This window comes from uncultured Veillonella sp. (genome assembly GCF_963543145.1).
Classification (GTDB): Bacteria; Bacillota; Negativicutes; order Veillonellales; family Veillonellaceae; genus Veillonella.
The window spans coordinates 27,497-45,074 of the sequence record NZ_CAUTZP010000015.1; the positions used below are offsets into that span (position 1 = coordinate 27,497).

14 protein-coding genes and 1 riboswitch are annotated in these 17,578 nt (G+C 39.2%); of the genes, 12 read left to right on the plus strand and 2 right to left on the minus strand.

Features of this window, described 5'->3' with window-relative positions:
• The first annotated feature begins 52 nt into the window (after positions 1-52).
• Positions 53-1,780, plus strand: coding sequence for a phosphoenolpyruvate--protein phosphotransferase (ptsP, locus tag RWZ05_RS07260; protein ID WP_314643261.1), 1,728 nt, complete (start codon positions 53-55; stop codon positions 1,778-1,780).
• Between the two features lie 150 nt (positions 1,781-1,930).
• Positions 1,931-2,191, plus strand: coding sequence for an HPr family phosphocarrier protein (locus RWZ05_RS07265; RefSeq protein WP_009352491.1), 261 nt, complete (start codon positions 1,931-1,933; stop codon positions 2,189-2,191).
• A gap of 78 nt (positions 2,192-2,269) precedes the next feature.
• Here RWZ05_RS07265 and RWZ05_RS07270 read toward each other — a convergent pair whose 3' ends face one another.
• Entirely contained in the window at positions 2,270-2,548 is a 279-nt protein-coding gene (locus tag RWZ05_RS07270) for a metal-sensing transcriptional repressor (RefSeq protein ID WP_004695033.1), read from the minus strand.
• Between the two features lie 363 nt (positions 2,549-2,911).
• On the opposite strand from RWZ05_RS07270, the gene RWZ05_RS07275 reads away from it, so the two are divergent.
• The 10 genes from RWZ05_RS07275 to RWZ05_RS07320 all read left to right on the plus strand — a co-directional run bounded on the left by RWZ05_RS07275 (position 2,912) and on the right by RWZ05_RS07320 (position 16,343).
• On the plus strand, positions 2,912-3,718 hold the full coding sequence (locus RWZ05_RS07275) for a biosynthetic peptidoglycan transglycosylase (RefSeq protein WP_314643263.1): 807 nt from the start codon (positions 2,912-2,914) through the stop codon (positions 3,716-3,718).
• Positions 3,719-4,005: 287 nt separating this feature from the next.
• The gene (locus RWZ05_RS07280; RefSeq protein ID WP_314643265.1) at positions 4,006-5,217 is read left to right on the plus strand and encodes an argininosuccinate synthase; all 1,212 of its coding nucleotides are present in this window, start codon (positions 4,006-4,008) and stop codon (positions 5,215-5,217) included.
• Positions 5,217-6,644 (plus strand): argininosuccinate lyase, encoded by a 1,428-nt coding sequence (gene argH, locus RWZ05_RS07285; protein WP_314643267.1) that lies wholly within the window; start codon positions 5,217-5,219, stop codon positions 6,642-6,644. The genes RWZ05_RS07280 and argH overlap by 1 nt, the downstream gene beginning before the upstream one ends.
• A 557-nt stretch (positions 6,645-7,201) precedes the next feature.
• On the plus strand, positions 7,202-8,533 hold the full coding sequence (gene potE / locus RWZ05_RS07290) for a putrescine-ornithine antiporter (RefSeq protein ID WP_314643269.1): 1,332 nt from the start codon (positions 7,202-7,204) through the stop codon (positions 8,531-8,533).
• A 443-nt stretch (positions 8,534-8,976) separates the two neighbouring features.
• A riboswitch (cobalamin riboswitch) is annotated at positions 8,977-9,164 on the plus strand.
• A gap of 163 nt (positions 9,165-9,327) precedes the next feature.
• The gene (nikB, locus tag RWZ05_RS07295; protein WP_314643270.1) at positions 9,328-10,266 is read left to right on the plus strand and encodes a nickel ABC transporter permease; all 939 of its coding nucleotides are present in this window, start codon (positions 9,328-9,330) and stop codon (positions 10,264-10,266) included.
• Positions 10,266-11,087, plus strand: coding sequence for a nickel transporter permease (gene nikC / locus RWZ05_RS07300; RefSeq protein WP_314643273.1), 822 nt, complete (start codon positions 10,266-10,268; stop codon positions 11,085-11,087). The genes nikB and nikC overlap by 1 nt, the downstream gene beginning before the upstream one ends.
• Before the next feature lie 162 nt (positions 11,088-11,249).
• On the plus strand, positions 11,250-12,818 hold the full coding sequence (locus tag RWZ05_RS07305) for an ABC transporter substrate-binding protein (RefSeq protein WP_314643275.1): 1,569 nt from the start codon (positions 11,250-11,252) through the stop codon (positions 12,816-12,818).
• 12 nt (positions 12,819-12,830) lie between these two features.
• Positions 12,831-13,628 carry an ABC transporter ATP-binding protein gene (locus tag RWZ05_RS07310; RefSeq protein WP_314643276.1) on the plus strand — a complete coding sequence of 266 codons (798 nt, stop codon included), beginning with the start codon at positions 12,831-12,833 and terminating at the stop codon, positions 13,626-13,628.
• The gene (locus tag RWZ05_RS07315; RefSeq protein ID WP_314643278.1) at positions 13,621-14,436 is read left to right on the plus strand and encodes a dipeptide/oligopeptide/nickel ABC transporter ATP-binding protein; all 816 of its coding nucleotides are present in this window, start codon (positions 13,621-13,623) and stop codon (positions 14,434-14,436) included. Before RWZ05_RS07310 ends, RWZ05_RS07315 begins: the two co-directional genes overlap by 8 nt.
• Positions 14,437-14,789: 353 nt before the next feature.
• Complete coding sequence (locus RWZ05_RS07320; RefSeq protein WP_314643281.1) at positions 14,790-16,343, plus strand: ABC transporter substrate-binding protein; 1,554 nt, start codon at positions 14,790-14,792, stop codon at positions 16,341-16,343.
• Positions 16,344-16,388: 45 nt separating this feature from the next.
• Here the strand turns inward: RWZ05_RS07320 and RWZ05_RS07325 are convergent, their stop codons facing one another.
• Positions 16,389-17,324 (minus strand): DUF3829 domain-containing protein, encoded by a 936-nt coding sequence (locus RWZ05_RS07325; RefSeq protein ID WP_314643283.1) that lies wholly within the window; start codon positions 17,322-17,324, stop codon positions 16,389-16,391.
• Positions 17,325-17,578: the final 254 nt, after the last annotated feature.

The following is a 17,578-nucleotide window of genomic DNA, read 5'->3' on the forward strand; positions in this document are numbered from 1 at the left end:
AATGATAAAATAAAAAGTAATGTAGTTTATCGTAATAGAAAGAGGAACACATATGCGAATTCAAGGGATTTCTGGATCTCGTGGCGTTGCAGTAGGCAATGTATATAGATATATTCAAGAGGAAATTGTTATTCCTGACTACACTGTAGCTGAGGACAAAGTAGAAGCGGAAATTGGTAAGTTTGCGGCTGCTATGGCATCCACCTTAAAACAATTGGATATTATACGCCAAAAGGCTTTAAAAGAAATGGGACCTGACGAGGCTGCTATTTTTGAAGCACATATGCAAATTGCCCAAGATCCATCTCTATCTGATGGTATTAAATCCCTTGTTGAGACTAGCCGTACTAACGTAGTGGCAGCTACGGCTCAAACTATTGAAACCTTTGCAAATATCTTTCTTGGTATGGATGATCCATATATGCGCGAACGCGGTGCAGATATTAAGGATATTGGTGATCGCTTAATGCGTAATATGTTAGGCATGAATCCTCGTGGGTTATCCCATATTTCTGGAGAGGTTATCTTGGTGGCTCATGACTTGGCTCCATCTGATACAGCCTCTCTTGATAAAAGTGTTGTGAAAGGTATTGTAACAGCGGCGGGTGGCCCTACATCTCATGCAGCTATCATGGCGCGCACCTTGGAAATTCCTGCCGTTATGGGCGTTGGTGATATTGAAGGCTTTGTTGATGGCGAGAAAGCAGTTGTACTTGGTACAGATGGCGTTGTTGAAACAAATCCATCTGATGCGGATTGGGAGGAATACACCAATCAAGCGGTTGCATACCAAGAGGAATTAAAACGGTTGCGCGAATCTGCTAATCTTGAAGCTACCACAACTGATGGTCATCATGTAGAATTATTTGGTAACATTGGTAAGTCTAAAGATGCTAAACATGCTCTTACTATGGGTGCTCAAGGTATCGGCTTGTACCGTACAGAGTTCTTGTACATGGAAAATGATGAATTACCATCTGAAGATGTACAATTTGAAGAGTATAAAAAGGTTGCAGAAGATATGCAGGGGCAACCTGTTATTATCCGTACGATGGATATCGGTGGCGATAAGGAACTAAAATGTCTTGATTTACCTAGCGAAATGAATCCATTCCTTGGTTATCGTGCTATTCGTATTTCCTTAAATCGTCCAGATATCTTTAAAGTGCAATTGCGTGCGTTGTTGCGTGCTAGTGCCTTTGGTGATATTCACATCATGTATCCCATGATTGCTTCCGTAGAGGAAGTAAAACAAGCGAATGATTTGCTTGATGAATGTAAGGAAGAGCTTACAGCAGCAGACAAAGAGTTCAACAAGGATATTAAGGTTGGTATCATGATCGAAGTACCAGCGGCAGCTGTTATTTCGCCAATCCTTGCTAAGTATGTAGACTTCTTCAGCATCGGTACAAACGATTTATGCCAATATACTTTGGCGGTAGACCGTATGAACGAAGCTATCGGTAGTCTCTATCAACCATTGCATCCAGGCGTGTTACGTCTTATCAAACATGTTATTGATGCTAGCCATGAACAAGGTAAATTCACCGGCATGTGTGGTGAACTTGCTAGCGATCCTATGGCTACAATGATTCTATTAGGCCTAGGCCTAGACGAGTTCTCCATGACAGCATCTTCTATTCCACTGATTAAAAATATTTTGCGTTCCGTTTCTAAAGCAGAATGTGAAGAGGTGGCAAATAAAGTGCTTACTATGGATACAGCTGAAGAAATTACAGAATATGCTAAATCCGTATTAATAGAAAAAGGTTTACTATAGTATTGTTAGAAGTCAACGGAAAGCGTTAAGTATATCATTTCAAAGGAAATAAGTTTTCATATACTTGAATTGAAACGCTTGAACTTGATACAATATATCTATTAGAACGTAAGGGATAGGCACGTCCTATCTATATAGAAAGAGGTTACCATGAAAGAATTAACAGTAGAAATTACAAACGAATCTGGTTTACACGCTCGTCCTGCTACAGCTTTCACACAATTGGCTGCTAAATACGCTTCCAAAGTGACAATCGCTGCTAACGGCAAAACAGCTGATGCTAAATCCATCTTAACGGTATTGACTTTAGGCGCTACAAAAGGCACATCCGTTACTTTAACAGCTGACGGTGCTGACGAAGACGATGCACTCGCTGCATTGAGCGAATTCTTAACAACTAATCACGACTAATTTGTGAGGGAAATAAAAGGACTCTACTACGGTAGAGTCTTTTTTTACAAAAAAAGAAGAGGCAATTTAGCCTCTTCTTTATTTTCCCATATTAGCAAAACGTTCTACAGCCTTTGTAAAATCGCTAATGGTTTTTTCTACGTCGCCATGCTCGATACCATCGCGTACGCAGTGGTTGATGTGACCTTCAAGAACTACTTGTCCTACTTTGTGTAGTGCAGACTTAGCTGCATTAATTTGACTCAACACATCTTCGCAGGGAATGTCTTCTTCAATCATTCGATCAATAGCTTGCACTTGACCTAAGATTTTACGCAATCGACGATGCAGATTTTCTGAATCCATACACTGTTTCATATTACTCCTCCAATGGGCATGTTTTTTATCATCTTATTAATTATACTCTATCTAAAGACTGTAATACAACTTAATAAGTATACCTAATATGCATTAAATCTGCATATATAGATTTACAATTCCATTGAATGTATATTTTAGGGAGACCTTTACATACAGTATTTAAATTATCAAATATATTTTGCATGATGGGCACCTATTAAGACCTAGTATAATTAATATCTTCTTCTTCATTGATGTGATACAATACTTTTAATACACATTGTATTTGTATATGTACTAGGCTCTGTAGATATATTGTTACAAACGGATCTCTCTATTATATGTGTTTATCTACAAGCCTTTATGAAATAGGTGAAAGCAATGAAAGTGTTTCATTACCTTCGAAACTTACTGGTCTTTGTGATAGTCATTATATTGGCTATGTTTATATATGACGGATACCATAGTTATCAAGGTACAGCTCGTGAAAGTAACGCTCATACAACTGTTGAAAAACGAATAGAGGAAAGTGAAGATACGCTCAGTCGTACAGACCGGATTATGCGCCTATTTACGTTTAAAGAAAAAGTAGAAACTGCACTACATCAACGTATCAAAAAGGAACACTGGGTTAAGGGCGACGTGATTCCAGAATATACAAAGAATGCACTCATTGCGATCGAGGACAAACGATATTATAACCATGGAGCCATTGATGTGCTCGGTATCATTCGTGCTTTTTATACAAATACTATCGCTGGTGAAACCGTCGAAGGTGGCAGTACCATTACACAACAACTAGTGAAAAATCTATTCCTTTCATCAAAACGAATTTTGAGTCGTAAGGTGGAAGAGGCAATTCTGGCCAGTGAAATGGAACATTATTACTCAAAAGATGAAATCCTAACGATGTATTTGAATACCGTATATTATGGTCATAACTACTACGGAATCTATGAGGCGTCACATGGATATTTTGGAACGAGCCCGAGTCGATTGACCTTGGCCCAAAGTGCACTTCTTGCAGCTCTACCTAATGCACCATCCTATTTGGATCCGTATACAAACTATAAAGGGGCAAAGGCGAGACAAAAACTTGTCTTACAACAAATGGTAGACCAAGGCATGATTACACAAGCCGAGGCAGACTATGCATACCAACAAGAGCTGGGCCTTGTAGAAGAATAAATTAATAATAACTTAATATATATCTTAATATACCTAAATAAGCTATATTGTGTAGGCGAATACATAATATAGCTTATTTTATATTTGAATAGTTACGTTTCGAAATATATTATTAAATTGAATAAAAATAATACTTGCATTTATAATTATGCAGGTGTATACTATTTTTTGTCAGAAGGAAGAAGTGACCGTTGGTCGTAGATCCAACCACGGTGCTTTCACAATTATCTGATATAATATTGATTATATGAGTCTAAATAGATTGAAAGTTTTTATGAGGTGTTATCATGGGTAAAGCAAATAAAGTAGTACTCGCATATTCTGGTGGTTTGGACACATCCGTTATCATTCCTTGGTTAAAAGAAAACTATGGTGCTGAAGTTATCGCTGTATGTGTAGACTTGGGTCAACCTGAGGATTATGATGCGGTTGAGAAAAAAGCCATCAAATCTGGTGCGTCTAAAGCGTACATTGTGGATGCTAAAGAAGAATTCGTAAAAGACTATGTGTGGCCTACAGTAAAAGCGGGTGCCATTTACGAAGGTAAATATTTATTAGGTACATCCTTCGCAAGACCTTTGATTGGTAAAATCCTCGTAGATATTGCTGAAAAAGAAGGTGCTGATGCTATCGCTCACGGTGCGACTGGTAAAGGTAATGACCAAGTTCGTTTCGAACTTACCATCAAAGCGTTGGCTCCAAATATGAAAATTATCGCTCCTTGGAGAGAGTGGGACTTGAAATCTAGAACTGACTGCATGGAATATGCTGCTAAGCATGACATTCCAGTAGTAGCTACTAAAAAACATCCGTACTCCATGGACCAAAACGTATGGCATTTGTCCCATGAAGGCGGCGATCTTGAAAATCCAGCAAATGCTCCTAAAGATGATGTATACTTGGTAACACATACGCCTGAGCAAGCTCCAGATGAAGCTGGTTATGTAACTGTATCCTTCAAAGAGGGTGTACCTGTAGCGGTAGATGGCCAAGAAGGTACTCCATTACAATTGTTAGAAAAACTCAACGAAATTGGCGCACATTATGGTGTAGGCGTTGTAGATATCGTTGAAAATAGATTGGTAGGCATGAAATCCCGTGGCGTTTACGAAAACCCAGGTGGTTCCATCATCATGTATGCTCACAGAGAACTTGAATACCTTTGCCTCGACAGAGCTACGTACCACTATAAAGAACTGATTGCTAACAAATATGCTGAACTCGTATACGATGGCATGTGGTTCGCACCATTGATGAAGGCGTTACAAGCATTCGTTGATGAAACTCAAAAAACTGTAACTGGCGATGTAAAACTTAAATTGTACAAAGGTAACATCATTTCTGCTGGTGCTACATCTCCATACTCCTTGTACAGCGAAGATTTCGTAACATTTGAAGAAGATGATGTATACAACCAAGCTGATGCGGCTGGTTTCATCAACTTGTTCGGTTTACCTCTCAAAATTAATGCTTTGATGAAAGAAAAGGCAGGTAAATAATGGCTAAATTGTGGGGCGGGCGTTTCACAAAAGGCACTGATAAAGCGGTAGAGGATTTTACATCCTCTATCGCTTTTGATGCGCGGATGTACGCCGAAGATATTGCAGGTAGTAAAGCACATGCGACTATGCTAGCAAAACAAAATATTATCTCCGACGTAGATCGGGATGCTATTGTAGCAGGTTTAACAAAAATTAAAGGCCAAATTGATAAAGGGGAGTTCCCATTCTCCGTGGCTCTTGAAGATATTCATATGAATATTGAAAAACGCTTAACAGATGATATTGGTGAAGCGGGTGGTCGTCTGCATACAGGTCGTAGTCGTAATGACCAATGCGCCGTCGATTTACATATGTATGTGCGTAAAGCTGTTGTAGAGATGGGTGAACTCATCGTAGATATGCAAAAAGCGCTCATCGAAACAGCTGAAAAATATAGTGATGTTATCATGCCTGGTTATACGCATTTGCAACGGGCACAACCGGTATTATTTGGTCATCATATGATGGCGTATTTCTCTATGCTAGAACGCGACTTTGATCGTTTGTTGATGGTATTTAAGCATGCAGATATCATGCCACTTGGTGCAGGGGCCTTGGCTGGTTCTACGTACGGTATTGATCAAACCTATACACAAAAACTATTAGGCTTCTCCCGTATTTACGAAAATAGTATGGATGCCGTATCCGACCGTGACTACGTTGTTGAATTCTTGGCCTTTGCGTCTCTCGTGATGATGCACTTGAGCCGTCTCAGTGAAGAATTAATTTTGTGGTCTACCAATGAGTTTAATTTTATTGAACTTGATGATGCTCATTGTACAGGTTCTAGCATTATGCCACAAAAGAAAAATCCTGACGTATGCGAACTCGTTCGTGGTAAAACTGGTCGTACCTATGGTCACTTACTGGGCCTGTTAACTACCTTAAAGGGTTTGCCCCTTACATACAACAAAGATATGCAAGAGGATAAAGAGGGTATCTTTGATGCGATTGATACAGTACACTTTGCATTGTCCATCAATGCAGCAATGATTCGGGGCATGAAGGTCAATGGGGCGCATATGAAAGCTGTTCTCGATGATGATTTCTCTAATGCTACGGATATGGCCGATTACCTTGCGAAAAAAGGCGTTCCATTCCGTGAAGCTCACGAAATCGTAGGTAATGCTGTACATCATTGCATTGAAAAAGGTTGCGTATTGCTAGATTTATCCGTTGAGGACTTCAAAGCTATCTCCCCTCATTTTGATGCAGATATCCTTGATGCCATTTCTATCGAAGCTTGCGTAGCAGGTCGTAACAACTACTCTGGTACAGCTCCAGAATGTGTGGAAAGACAACGCAACAATGGTAAAGCTGTTATCGCTGCAGAAGAAAAACAAATTGCTGAATGGAAAGCTATTGTTGAATCTGTACAAGAATAAGTATTTTACATTTTAACTTTCCATTGAAAACTTAAGATCGATATACATATAAGTCTATTTTAAAAGCTTGATAATTAGCTCTAATCTTATGTGTATATCGATTTTTTTTATTTAAAAGCCAGATAATACCTATAAAAAGACGCTTCTAATTGATAATTTACTAGTGAAATGGTGTAAATTGATGTACGCATACAGTGGACTGCGAGAAATAATAGTCTTGTACTACGACACTATAACCGTGATAGATAGGAAAAATTACATATATACACAGAATAAAATAGGGTAAAAATATACCTTGTCGTTATTAAAATGAGTTCTGTTCGTTTTAGATGATAAATTACCTATAATTTATTCAATTCGTGTAATATTGCTTGTCCGCCAATAAAGTACTTTTATTTTGGTTTCATAGGTGTTATTATTTAATTCGTAATAAGAATAACAACGGTAAATCCACATTCAAGCCCATCACAGCACGAACTGGATTTACTTAGCGGTATATTATATTTAAGTGAATTATGGACGAGAAAAAATTCACCTTAGTGAAAGGGGATTGATACATGAAAACGACCGCTAAAAAAATGTCTGTATTCCAGCTAACCACAATGGTAGCAGCCAATATGCTAGGAGCTGGGATTATTATGTTACCAACCAATTTGGCTCAAGTTGGTACTATTTCAGTGTTATCTTGGCTCGTAACGGCTGTGGGTGCGCTTTTGCTAGCGTATATTTTTGCTCAAGCGGGTATGTTCTCCCAGATTAAAGGAGGCATGGGCGGTTATGCAGAACACCGCTTCGGTAAAACTGGACATTTTATGGCGAGCTATGCTTACAGCATATCTCTCATCATTGCTAATATCGCCATCGCGGTATCTGCCGTAGGTTATGGCGCAGCTTTCTTTGGTGTTGACCTTAATGCAACACAAACAAGCCAAGTAACAATTGTGCTCTTGTGGTTTGCAGCAATTTTGAACTTCCGAGGCAATCGCTTCACAGGTCGACTCAGCAACATGACTATTTGGGGCTCTATTGTTCCGGTTCTTTTAATCGGTACAATCGGCTGGTATTGGTTTGATTCGTCTATCTATTGGGCAGCATGGAACCCAAATGATCTTCCGCTTTATGATGCGGTAAAACAATCTATTTCCCTAACTTTATGGGGCTTCCTAGGGTTTGAGTCCGCAGCGGCTAATGCTGATGCTGTTGAGAATCCAAAGAAAAACGTACCTATTGCAACTGTAGCAGGTACATTAGCAGTGGCGGTGGTTTACATCTTGTCCACAAACGTTATGGCCGGTATCGTTCCTAACGTTGACTTATTAAATTCTAACGCACCATTCGGTTTGACATTCGCATACATGTTCAATGATACAATTGCAAACATCGTTATGGCTGCTATGGTTATTTCTTGCTTTGGCGCTTTGCTTTGCTGGCAATTCACATTGTCTCGCGTATTCAAAAGTGCAGCAGAACACGGTTACTTCCCTAAAGTATTCGCTCGTGTAAATAGCAAAGATGCTCCTGTTCGTGGCGTATTCATTTTACTCGCTGTTGAAACATTACTTACTTTGTTCACTGCAAGCGATTCCTTGCGTGAGCAATTTGAAATCTTAGTAAACTTAGCGGTTGTAACTAATGTAGTACCATATGTATTGTGCATCTTGGCAGTACCTACAATGATGCGTATGGCTGGCGTAGCTGAAAGCCGTATTAAACGTTCCAACTACGTGTGTGGCGCAGGCGTTATCTACTGTTTATATGCAATCTACGCATGTGGCTTTGATGCTATGGTAGGTAGTGCAGTAGCGGTAAGCATCGGTTTCGTGATCTATGTTTTGCGTAAAGCGTGGGATACACGTAGAGCACACCGCTTACAACAAAGTATCGATTAACTGAATATCTCTCGTCTTATTAGAGGCTGTTACTTAGTAACAGCCTCTTTTTGGTATTCTATTTTAAGAGTCTCTTGAGTATGTAACAAACAGTATTGTTAATATAATATATTAATTATACTTCTTGATTATTACATATTAATTATTGGATGATGGTAGTTGATTAGCAGATTAAAAGTTTTTTCGGTATGTATAAAAATATTTTATAAGAAAATCATCATTATCAAAAAAATTAATATATATACATTTGTATACATTAAATACAGTAGAAAAACATATATATAAGGTAATCTAAATAGGTTTATACATAGAAATTAACTTAATTACTAATCAATATTTTTAATCAGTATAAAAATTACATTGAAAATCAACGATATATACATACCCCTAAGGGGTATATGTATTGTAAACAGAATATTAATATAGTATATTTATAATCGATAAAAGTGAATGAACTAGTGAGTGTCGGTGTTAGCCGAGCGTAAAAGAGGAAAATGGGTGTAAATCCCATACTATGCAAATAGCTGTAATGAGGAGCAAGGTTTCATTATAGGGTCACTGGGAAACTGGGAAGGCCGAAATGTTGCGATGAGTCTGAGTCAGAAAGCCTGCTCTAAATGCATGGTGTGCATATACCGTGCTTAATTTAGGTTAGTCAGGCTACTAGCCTTTTTTGTTTCTCAGACGATTATATTTTCCTTATTATTTTACGTATTACTGCTGCGTTGAGCAGATGGTAACATTAGTTTTTCCTTTGATTTGTTGTTAGTGTTTAGAGAGTTTAGGAGGCGCCTATGGGTAAACGCTTTGTCAAACAGTTGGGGCAATTTATAGTTACCTTGTTTGGCATCACATTTTTGACATTTTGTCTCACCTATTTAGCACCAGGCGATCCAGTAACGATGCTACTAGAAACGGCAGATACTATCGTGTCTCAAGAGCTTATTGATGAGACTCGAGCTCAGCTTGGGTTAGATAAACCGTTTATAGTGCAATATGCGAACTGGGTTGTGAATGCTGCACAAGGTGACTTAGGGAGGAGTTACTCTGCTAAAAAGCCAGTAGTAGATCGAATGATGGAGGCTTTACCGGGAACAGTAATGTTAGCTGGTACAGCTCTAGTGTTTACTCTACTCTATGCGTTGCCGGCAGGGATTATAAGCGCCTTAAATCGTAATAAATGGATTGACTACTTGTTGCGAGCAGTATCTTTTGTAGGCGTATCCATGCCGACGTTCTGGTTAGGTCTTGTACTTATTTATATCTTCGGGCTTAAACTAGGTCTCGTACCTATTGCCACATCTCGAGTGACACCGATTGGTGTTATCTTGCCAGCTGTTACTTTAGCAGTTGTAATAGGTTCCAAGTACATGCGCCAAGTACGACTCGTTATCATTGAAGAGATGGAAAAGGATTACGTAATCGGTGCTCGTGCTCGTGGTGTGAGTGAGACAAAAATTTTATTTGGTCATATATTGCCAAATGCCGTCTTGCCGCTCATCACGATTCTTGGTGTTCTCATGGGCTGGCTATTAGGTGGTGTAGCAGTCGTGGAAATGGTATTCTCCTGGCCTGGTCTAGGGAACATGGCAGTGTATGCTATTACCATGCGCGACTATCCATTGGTCCAAGGCTTTGTATTGTGGGTATCTTTAGCCTATATGTGCATCAATGCATTAGTAGATGCATCATATATCCTATTAGACCCTAGATTGAAACGGGAGAGAGCATAATGGCAGAATTCATTCAAAAACATAAATTGTTCTCTTTCTATAGCTGTTTGATGCTTCTGGTAGTTATCGTTGCTATCTTTGCACCGTGGCTCGCACCAGGTGATGCTTTCACATCTAATATGACTCAAGCATTACAGGCACCAAGTAGCCAACATTGGTTTGGTACTGATAAATTGGGGCGTGATGTATTATCTCGCGTTATTTATGGTACTCAAATATCTTTGTTCATGGGTGTTACTATCGTTGCTATCATGGTGAGCTTTGGTACCGTTGTCGGTGCTGCAGCGGGCTATTTTGGTGGTAAAGTTGAAATGGTTCTCATGCGCTTCGCAGATATCATGCTATCCTTCCCGGGGATCGTATTAGCCATTGCTATTGCTGGTATCTTGGGCGGTAGCATTGTAAATACGATTTTAGCCTTGTCCGTTGTTGGTTGGGCAAAATATGCTCGTATCGTACGTTCTATGACACTCAAGGTACGTGGTGAGGAGTATGTAACGGCAGCCGTTATGATGGGTGCGTCTACAACGACTATTATTAGACGTCATATCATTCCTAATATTATGCCCCTCGTCATTACGACAGGTGCCTTAGATATTGGGGCAATCATGATTGAGGTAGCCGGTCTATCATTCCTAGGCTTTGGTGCTCAGCCACCAACACCAGAATGGGGCCTCATGCTCAATGAAGGTCGCCAGTACTTGCAAACGAGCCCGTGGCTCATGGTATTTCCTGGTATGTCCATCCTTATCGTAGTTGCTATCTTTAATCTTTGGTCTGATTCTTTACGGGACGTAGTGGATCCTAAGAACCAAGGGTAATAGAGTCAATCGGCTCACTTCTTAGTGATTTTCTTTTGTGAAAGTCTCTGAATGGGTGGATTGTAAAATTATGGTTTTTCCATCACTGACTATGTAGGATTGTCATAGTCACGATGTTAAATGTTTTTATGTTTTGTATGTCATTGTACAAGGAGATTTTACATGAAAAAATCTTGGAAAAAAGCCCTCTTAGCAGGTCTTAGTATTGTGATGATGGGTTCTTTCATCGCTGGTTGTGGTTCCGATAATAATGGTTCTGCAAACAAAGATGTGTTAAAAGTAGGCGTAACTAATTTCGCATCCACATTAGAACCAACAGAGAACTTCTTCGCTTGGGTTGTAATGCGTTATGGTGTAGGTGAAACATTGACTAGATTCGACGAGCAAATGAGACCGCAACCTTGGATTGCATCTAAATGGGAAGTATCTGAAGATAAAAAGACTTGGACTTTCACAATTAACGATAAAGTAACATTCTCTAATGGTAGAAAAGTAGATGCAGCAGCAGTAAAAGCATCTATTGAACGTGCTTTTGAAAAATCTAATCGGGCTAAAACATTCTTCAAATATGATTCTATTGAAGCAAATGGCCAACAATTAGTTATCAAAACAGATAAAGAATACCCTAACATGCCAGGTCTATTGGCGGATCCATTGTTCCTTATCGTTGACGTACAATCTGAGAAAGATGGTCGTAACTTCGCTAAAGAAGGTCCTATCGGTACAGGTCCGTACGTAGTTAAATCTTTCACTAAAGAACGGGCTGACATGGTAGCGAACGAAAAATACTGGGATGGTGCAGTACCATTCAAAACTGTTGAAATTCCTTCTATCGATGACCCTAATACGCGTGCTTTGAGCTTGCAATCTGGCGATATCGACATGGCGGTTAATATCGGTTTTGGCGAAATCGGTTTGTTCCGAGGCAACAATAAATTCAACGTAGATGAAATCTCATCTCTTCGTGTAGTATTGGCACGTATTAACCATAAAGGTATTCTTGGTGATGACAAGGTTCGCGCTGCTGTTATTTCTGCAACAGACCGTGCAAGCTATGCAGATGTATTGTTGAAAGGTACATTTATCCCTGGCTCCGCTCCTATTCCACCATCCATGGACTATGGCTTTAACGAATTGAAAGATCCTAATGCGTATAATCCTGAACGATCTAAACAATTATTAGCTGAAGATGGTTGGAAAGATACTGATGGCGACGGTATCCTCGATAAAGATGGCAAACCATTAACATTCAACTTCGTAGTATATAACTCTCGTGCAGAATTACCACTTTATGCGGAAGCTGTACAATCTGACCTCAAAAAAGTTGGTATCGACATGAAAATCAAAACAGTTGACTATAACTTGATCGACAAAATGGGTCAAGAGGGCGACTATGATATGCTTATTTCCAACATCGTAACTGCTAATACAGGTGATCCAATCTGGTTCTTAGCTAATTACTGGCATACTAATGTGGATGGTTCCAACCCTCAAAATGGTTCTGGCTACTCCAACCCACAAGTTGACCAATTACTTGACGCTGCTGAAACTGAATTCGATACTGCAAAACGTCGTGCATATGTAATTCAAATTCAACAATTGTTGATGAACGATGGGGCTGCATTATTCTTAGGTTATCCTAAAACTAATATTGTTACTGGTTCTTACTTGAAAGGTGCTGAAATGTACCCAAGTGATTACTACTGGATTACTAATAAAATTACAAAATAGTAAGGAGCTATAATGGCAGAAAACATACTAACTGTAGAAAACCTTAACATCGCGTACCAAGGTGTGCCTGCTGTTATGGATGTAAATTTTACCTTGGAACGCGGCAAGGTATTAACCATTGTAGGTGAGTCTGGATCCGGTAAAACTACCGTGATTCGGGCCCTCATGGGTTTATTACCTGTAGGTGGTGAAGTTATAGAAGGTTCTATGAGCTTTAATGGTCATGACCTTCGTAACCTGTCTAAATCCGAATGGAGATCTTTGCGTGGTAAAGATATGGCCATGATTTTCCAAGATAGTGGTAGTGCATTAGACCCAATCGTTCGCATCGGTAAACAATTTAGAGAACTATTTAAGGCTCACATTGAAATCGATAATGATGAATGTGATCGTCGTGCCATTGAATTGCTAGAAGCTGTTTCTCTTCCTAATGGAGCCGATATGTTGCGTCGTTACCCTCATGAGTTATCTGGTGGTCAACGCCAACGTGTGGGCATTGCCATGGCATTAGCCTTAGACCCAGCGTTGCTCATCGGCGATGAACCGACGTCGGCACTAGATGTAACGACACAGTCTCAAGTAGTTATGCAAATGCTAGAACTTGCAAAAGAACATAATTCTGCAATCGTTATGGTAACGCATAATCTTGGTGTAGCAGCCTATATGTCTGACTATATTATTGTTATGAAGAAGGGCCGTGTTGTCGATGCAGGTACACCACAAGATATTTTGGAAAATCCAACTAATGAATATACGAAGCAATTAAAAGATGCTGTACCAACACTGGGAGGAGGTCGTTACATTGACTAATTACGCTGTAGAATTAAAAAATGTATGTAAACGATTCCCACTTCCTACTGGTGGTGAGCTCGAAGCGTGTAAGGATATTAATATTACCTTAGAAAAAGGCCAGTCCCTTGGGATTGTAGGGGAATCTGGTTCTGGTAAAACGACTTTGGTTCGTATGATCATGAAGATGCTTCCTATTACGGAAGGCGAGATTTATGTAGATGGCGTAGAGATTCAACATATGAACTCTGAGCAAACAAAAGAATACCGCAAGAAAATTCAAATGGTATTCCAAGACCCATCTGCGGCGTTTAATCCGCGTATGAAGGTAAAGGATATTATTCTTGAGCCCCTATACAACTTTGGCCTTCTAGAAAAAGGAAAAGAAGAACAGATTGCTGGTGATTATCTTGAAATGGTAGATTTACCTCGCGAGTTTATGCATCGCTATCCTCATGAAATGTCTGGTGGTCAACGTCAACGTGTGGCCATTGCGCGTGCAATCGTGTTAGAGCCTGAAATTCTCGTATTAGATGAGGCTACTAGTGCTCTAGACGTATCTGTACAAGACTCCATTGCCTATTTATTGGCGCGTTTACAAAAAAAGAAAAACTTAACATACCTATTTATCGCTCATGATATTGCGTTCATTTGTACTATGTGCCATAAGGTGGTCGTAATGTATAAAGGCGCTATCGTTGAAGAACTAGATGCATTCCACTTAGCTGATGCGAAGCATCCTTATACAAAGGTTCTATTGAGCTCCATCTTTGAAATTGGCCAAGATCATAAGCCACTTACACTGGAAGAGGCTGCATTAGAACCGTAATATAAGAAATAGGTACATTATAATAGCAGTTAGTTTGTAAGCTAACTGCTATTTTTTTACATGAAATATAGATATGTGAAATATAGATATGAAATGGCCTTTCTACAATAGACATATCGAAATATTTAGCAAATGTTTATTGTGTTAACACCGAATCTATAGTATAGTTGACTATATAAAATATACCCATATGGGTATTACAAAATATGCTCATATGAAGCGATATACATAGATTCTCGTTATATTAACTGCTGTAAAAGTGGGTTAGGTTTACTCGGTTATGTTAATGCACAACATAGTGGGTGTCTGAGCATAAATAATAGTTAAGGAATGTAGAAAGGTTAGGTATGTAAATGACAGGATTACGTAAGGCTCTATTAATTGGCATGACCTTGGGTATGACCGTGCTAGGCACTGTTGGGTGTATGAATCAAGATGCTACTCCATCCAATGATGTGCTAAAGGTAGGGGCCATTAGCTTTGCTGGAACATTAGAACCAACAGAAAATTATTTCAGTTGGGCTGTTGTACGCTTTGGCGTAGGTGAAACGCTTATCAAGTTTGACGATCAAATGAAAGCAACACCATGGCTTGCTACTTCTTGGAAACAAGGAGATGACAAGTTGACCTGGACTTTCACCATCAACGATAAAGCAAAATTTTCAAATGGTAAAAGTTTGACAGCAGAGGCTGTAAAAGCATCTCTAGAAAGAACCTTCGCTAAGAGTAAACGAGCAAAAACGTTCTTTAACTATACAGACATCACCGCTAAGGGTCAAGAGCTTACGATTAAGACTGACAAGGAATACGATAACTTGCCTAACTTGCTGGGGGATCCATTGTTCCTAATTATGGATGTTACAGCAGAGGCCGATGGTCGTGATATTGCAAAAGAAGGTCCTATCGGTACAGGCCCTTATGTAGTATCCTCTTTCACAAAAGAGCGCGCAGAACTCAAACGTAATGATAATTACTGGGATGGTAAAGTAGGCTTTTCTAAGGTTGAAATTCCATCCATTAACGATGCCAACACACGTGCCATGGCATTACAAGCGGGCGATGTAGATATGGCCGTTAGCATTGGTCCTGGCGAATACAGTATCTTCCAAAATGATAAGAACTTTACTGTCTATGAAGTAGCTTCTTTGCGTGACGTATTTGTTCGTATGGGGCAAAAAGGGAAGCTTCAAAATCCTGATTTGCGTGCGGCCCTTATTGCTGCAGCAGACCGCGAGTCTTATGCGAAAAATCTCATGAAGGATACCTTTGTAGCAGGTAAGGCTCCATTGCCACCAACCCTTGACTATGGTTTTAACCAATTGCGCGACCCTAATAAATACAATGTAGAACGTGCGAAAGAATTACTTAAACGTGCAGGCTATGAAGATACGAATGGAGACGGCATTGTAGATAAAGATGGTGAAAACCTAGTACTTGATTTCTATGCTTATACATCTCGTCCTGAATTGCCACTATATGCAGAAGCATTACAAGCAGACTACAAAAAAATCGGTGTAGATTTAAAAATTAAAATCGTAGACTATGCTGTAATCGACACATTATCCCAGTCTGGGGATTATGATATGCTTATCTCTAGCGTGGTAACTGCTAATACAGGTCAACCAGTATGGTTCTTGAAACAATATTGGGGGACAGGCGTTGAAACTAATGGTACAGGCTTCTCTAATCCTCGTTTTGATGAATTGTTAGCCCTTGGTGAAAGCTCTAACGATCCTGAGGTACGCCGTAATGCTGTTATCAATGCGCAACAACTCATGCTAGATAACGCTGTAGCATTATTCTTAGGCTATCCTAAAATCAATATCGTAGGTAATAATAAGATTGATGGCATTAAGATGACACCATCTGAATACTACATTATTACGAAAGATTTGAAGCGTAAATAAACCAAAAATAAGAGGACCATTTGGTCCTCTTATTTTTGTATATCTTTATTTTTTATTTTTCTCTGTTACATCTAAGTCTGCCATATTAACAACATTTGCTTTACCAACCATTTTATTATATTTGATAAATAATTGCGTATAGGCTTCGCCGTAAGAAGAGTTAATAATGATATAGTTGCGAGCTTCTGCAACAAACTCTTTTGCAGCATCTTGATACTCTCGCACAGCATTTTGTGCCTCTGGAGTAGTACCAGGTTGTAATTTATTAATGCGTTGGGTAATTTGCTGTAAGTTAGTTTCAACCTTTTGCGTATCCGTATTTCCATCTGGATCAATAAGGTCAATAGTTTGTGCTGTCATGAGGTTTAACTCAATAAAGTTAACCGCATTATCGCGCTTTTCACCTTGATACTCGTTCATGCGTTCAGTATAAAGTTCATTGTTACGATTATCTAAAGCTAAATCCAATGCATTATACGTAGCGTAGAATTGTTCAGCTAATGGCACATATTGTGCAGCTAGTTCATCGCTACCTTTGAAATTATCTTTTTCGAAGCGGCGTTCTACATAGTAAGCTTGCAACTGGTCTGCAATGGGAATGATCTGATCAAGCACGGTGAGTACGTCATTTGTTGCTTGGTTTACGTCTTCATATGGAGTAGAACTATCTTGTTTTGCTGCTTCTAGAGCCGTTCTAAGATCCTTATATTTAGGCAAGGTAATCGTCGTGTTATGAGAACCATTACGCAACTCTTCAAGAGTTGGTTGTAATTGGTTAGCATAAGCTACACTGTACGCGTTATAAGTGTCTAATGCGACAATATAAGGACGAATTGCGTTGATCTTATCGTCAACTGTTGATCGATATAAAATTGTCGTTGTATTGGATGACAAGAGTGTATACACTCCATAAATCCCACCACCGATAATAGCCGCACCGAGTACGATGGCCGCTATTAACTTGATGTACCCCTTTTTCAACTGCGTACGCTCCTTGCAAACACACGAACTCTTTTGGATCCATTTGGGCAGACTAATACCCCAAGAGTAATTAGTTACATTATATCACAACTCTAAGCGACAAAAAAGACGTATAACAGTAATAATCATAAGGGATTGATGAAATTATTCGATATGAACATGTATTAATATTTATATATTGCAATTTACAGATGAAATGAGGTAGTGTCAATAATTTTGTGTAAACGTCTTTTTATTCTCAATTACCAAACATA

Excerpts from the sequence above, each read along its gene's own strand:
- ptsP (WP_314643261.1), top strand. The coding sequence starts at position 53 with ATGCGAATTCAAGGGATTTCTGGATCTCGTGGCGTTGCAGTAGGCAAT.
- RWZ05_RS07265 (WP_009352491.1), top strand. The coding sequence starts at position 1,931 with ATGAAAGAATTAACAGTAGAAATTACAAACGAATCTGGTTTACACGCT.
- RWZ05_RS07270 (WP_004695033.1), bottom strand. The coding sequence starts at position 2,548 with ATGAAACAGTGTATGGATTCAGAAAATCTGCATCGTCGATTGCGTAAA.
- RWZ05_RS07275 (WP_314643263.1), top strand. The coding sequence starts at position 2,912 with ATGAAAGTGTTTCATTACCTTCGAAACTTACTGGTCTTTGTGATAGTC.
- RWZ05_RS07280 (WP_314643265.1), top strand. The coding sequence starts at position 4,006 with ATGGGTAAAGCAAATAAAGTAGTACTCGCATATTCTGGTGGTTTGGAC.
- argH (WP_314643267.1), top strand. The coding sequence starts at position 5,217 with ATGGCTAAATTGTGGGGCGGGCGTTTCACAAAAGGCACTGATAAAGCG.
- potE (WP_314643269.1), top strand. The coding sequence starts at position 7,202 with ATGAAAACGACCGCTAAAAAAATGTCTGTATTCCAGCTAACCACAATG.
- nikB (WP_314643270.1), top strand. The coding sequence starts at position 9,328 with ATGGGTAAACGCTTTGTCAAACAGTTGGGGCAATTTATAGTTACCTTG.
- nikC (WP_314643273.1), top strand. The coding sequence starts at position 10,266 with ATGGCAGAATTCATTCAAAAACATAAATTGTTCTCTTTCTATAGCTGT.
- RWZ05_RS07305 (WP_314643275.1), top strand. The coding sequence starts at position 11,250 with ATGAAAAAATCTTGGAAAAAAGCCCTCTTAGCAGGTCTTAGTATTGTG.
- RWZ05_RS07310 (WP_314643276.1), top strand. The coding sequence starts at position 12,831 with ATGGCAGAAAACATACTAACTGTAGAAAACCTTAACATCGCGTACCAA.
- RWZ05_RS07320 (WP_314643281.1), top strand. The coding sequence starts at position 14,790 with ATGACAGGATTACGTAAGGCTCTATTAATTGGCATGACCTTGGGTATG.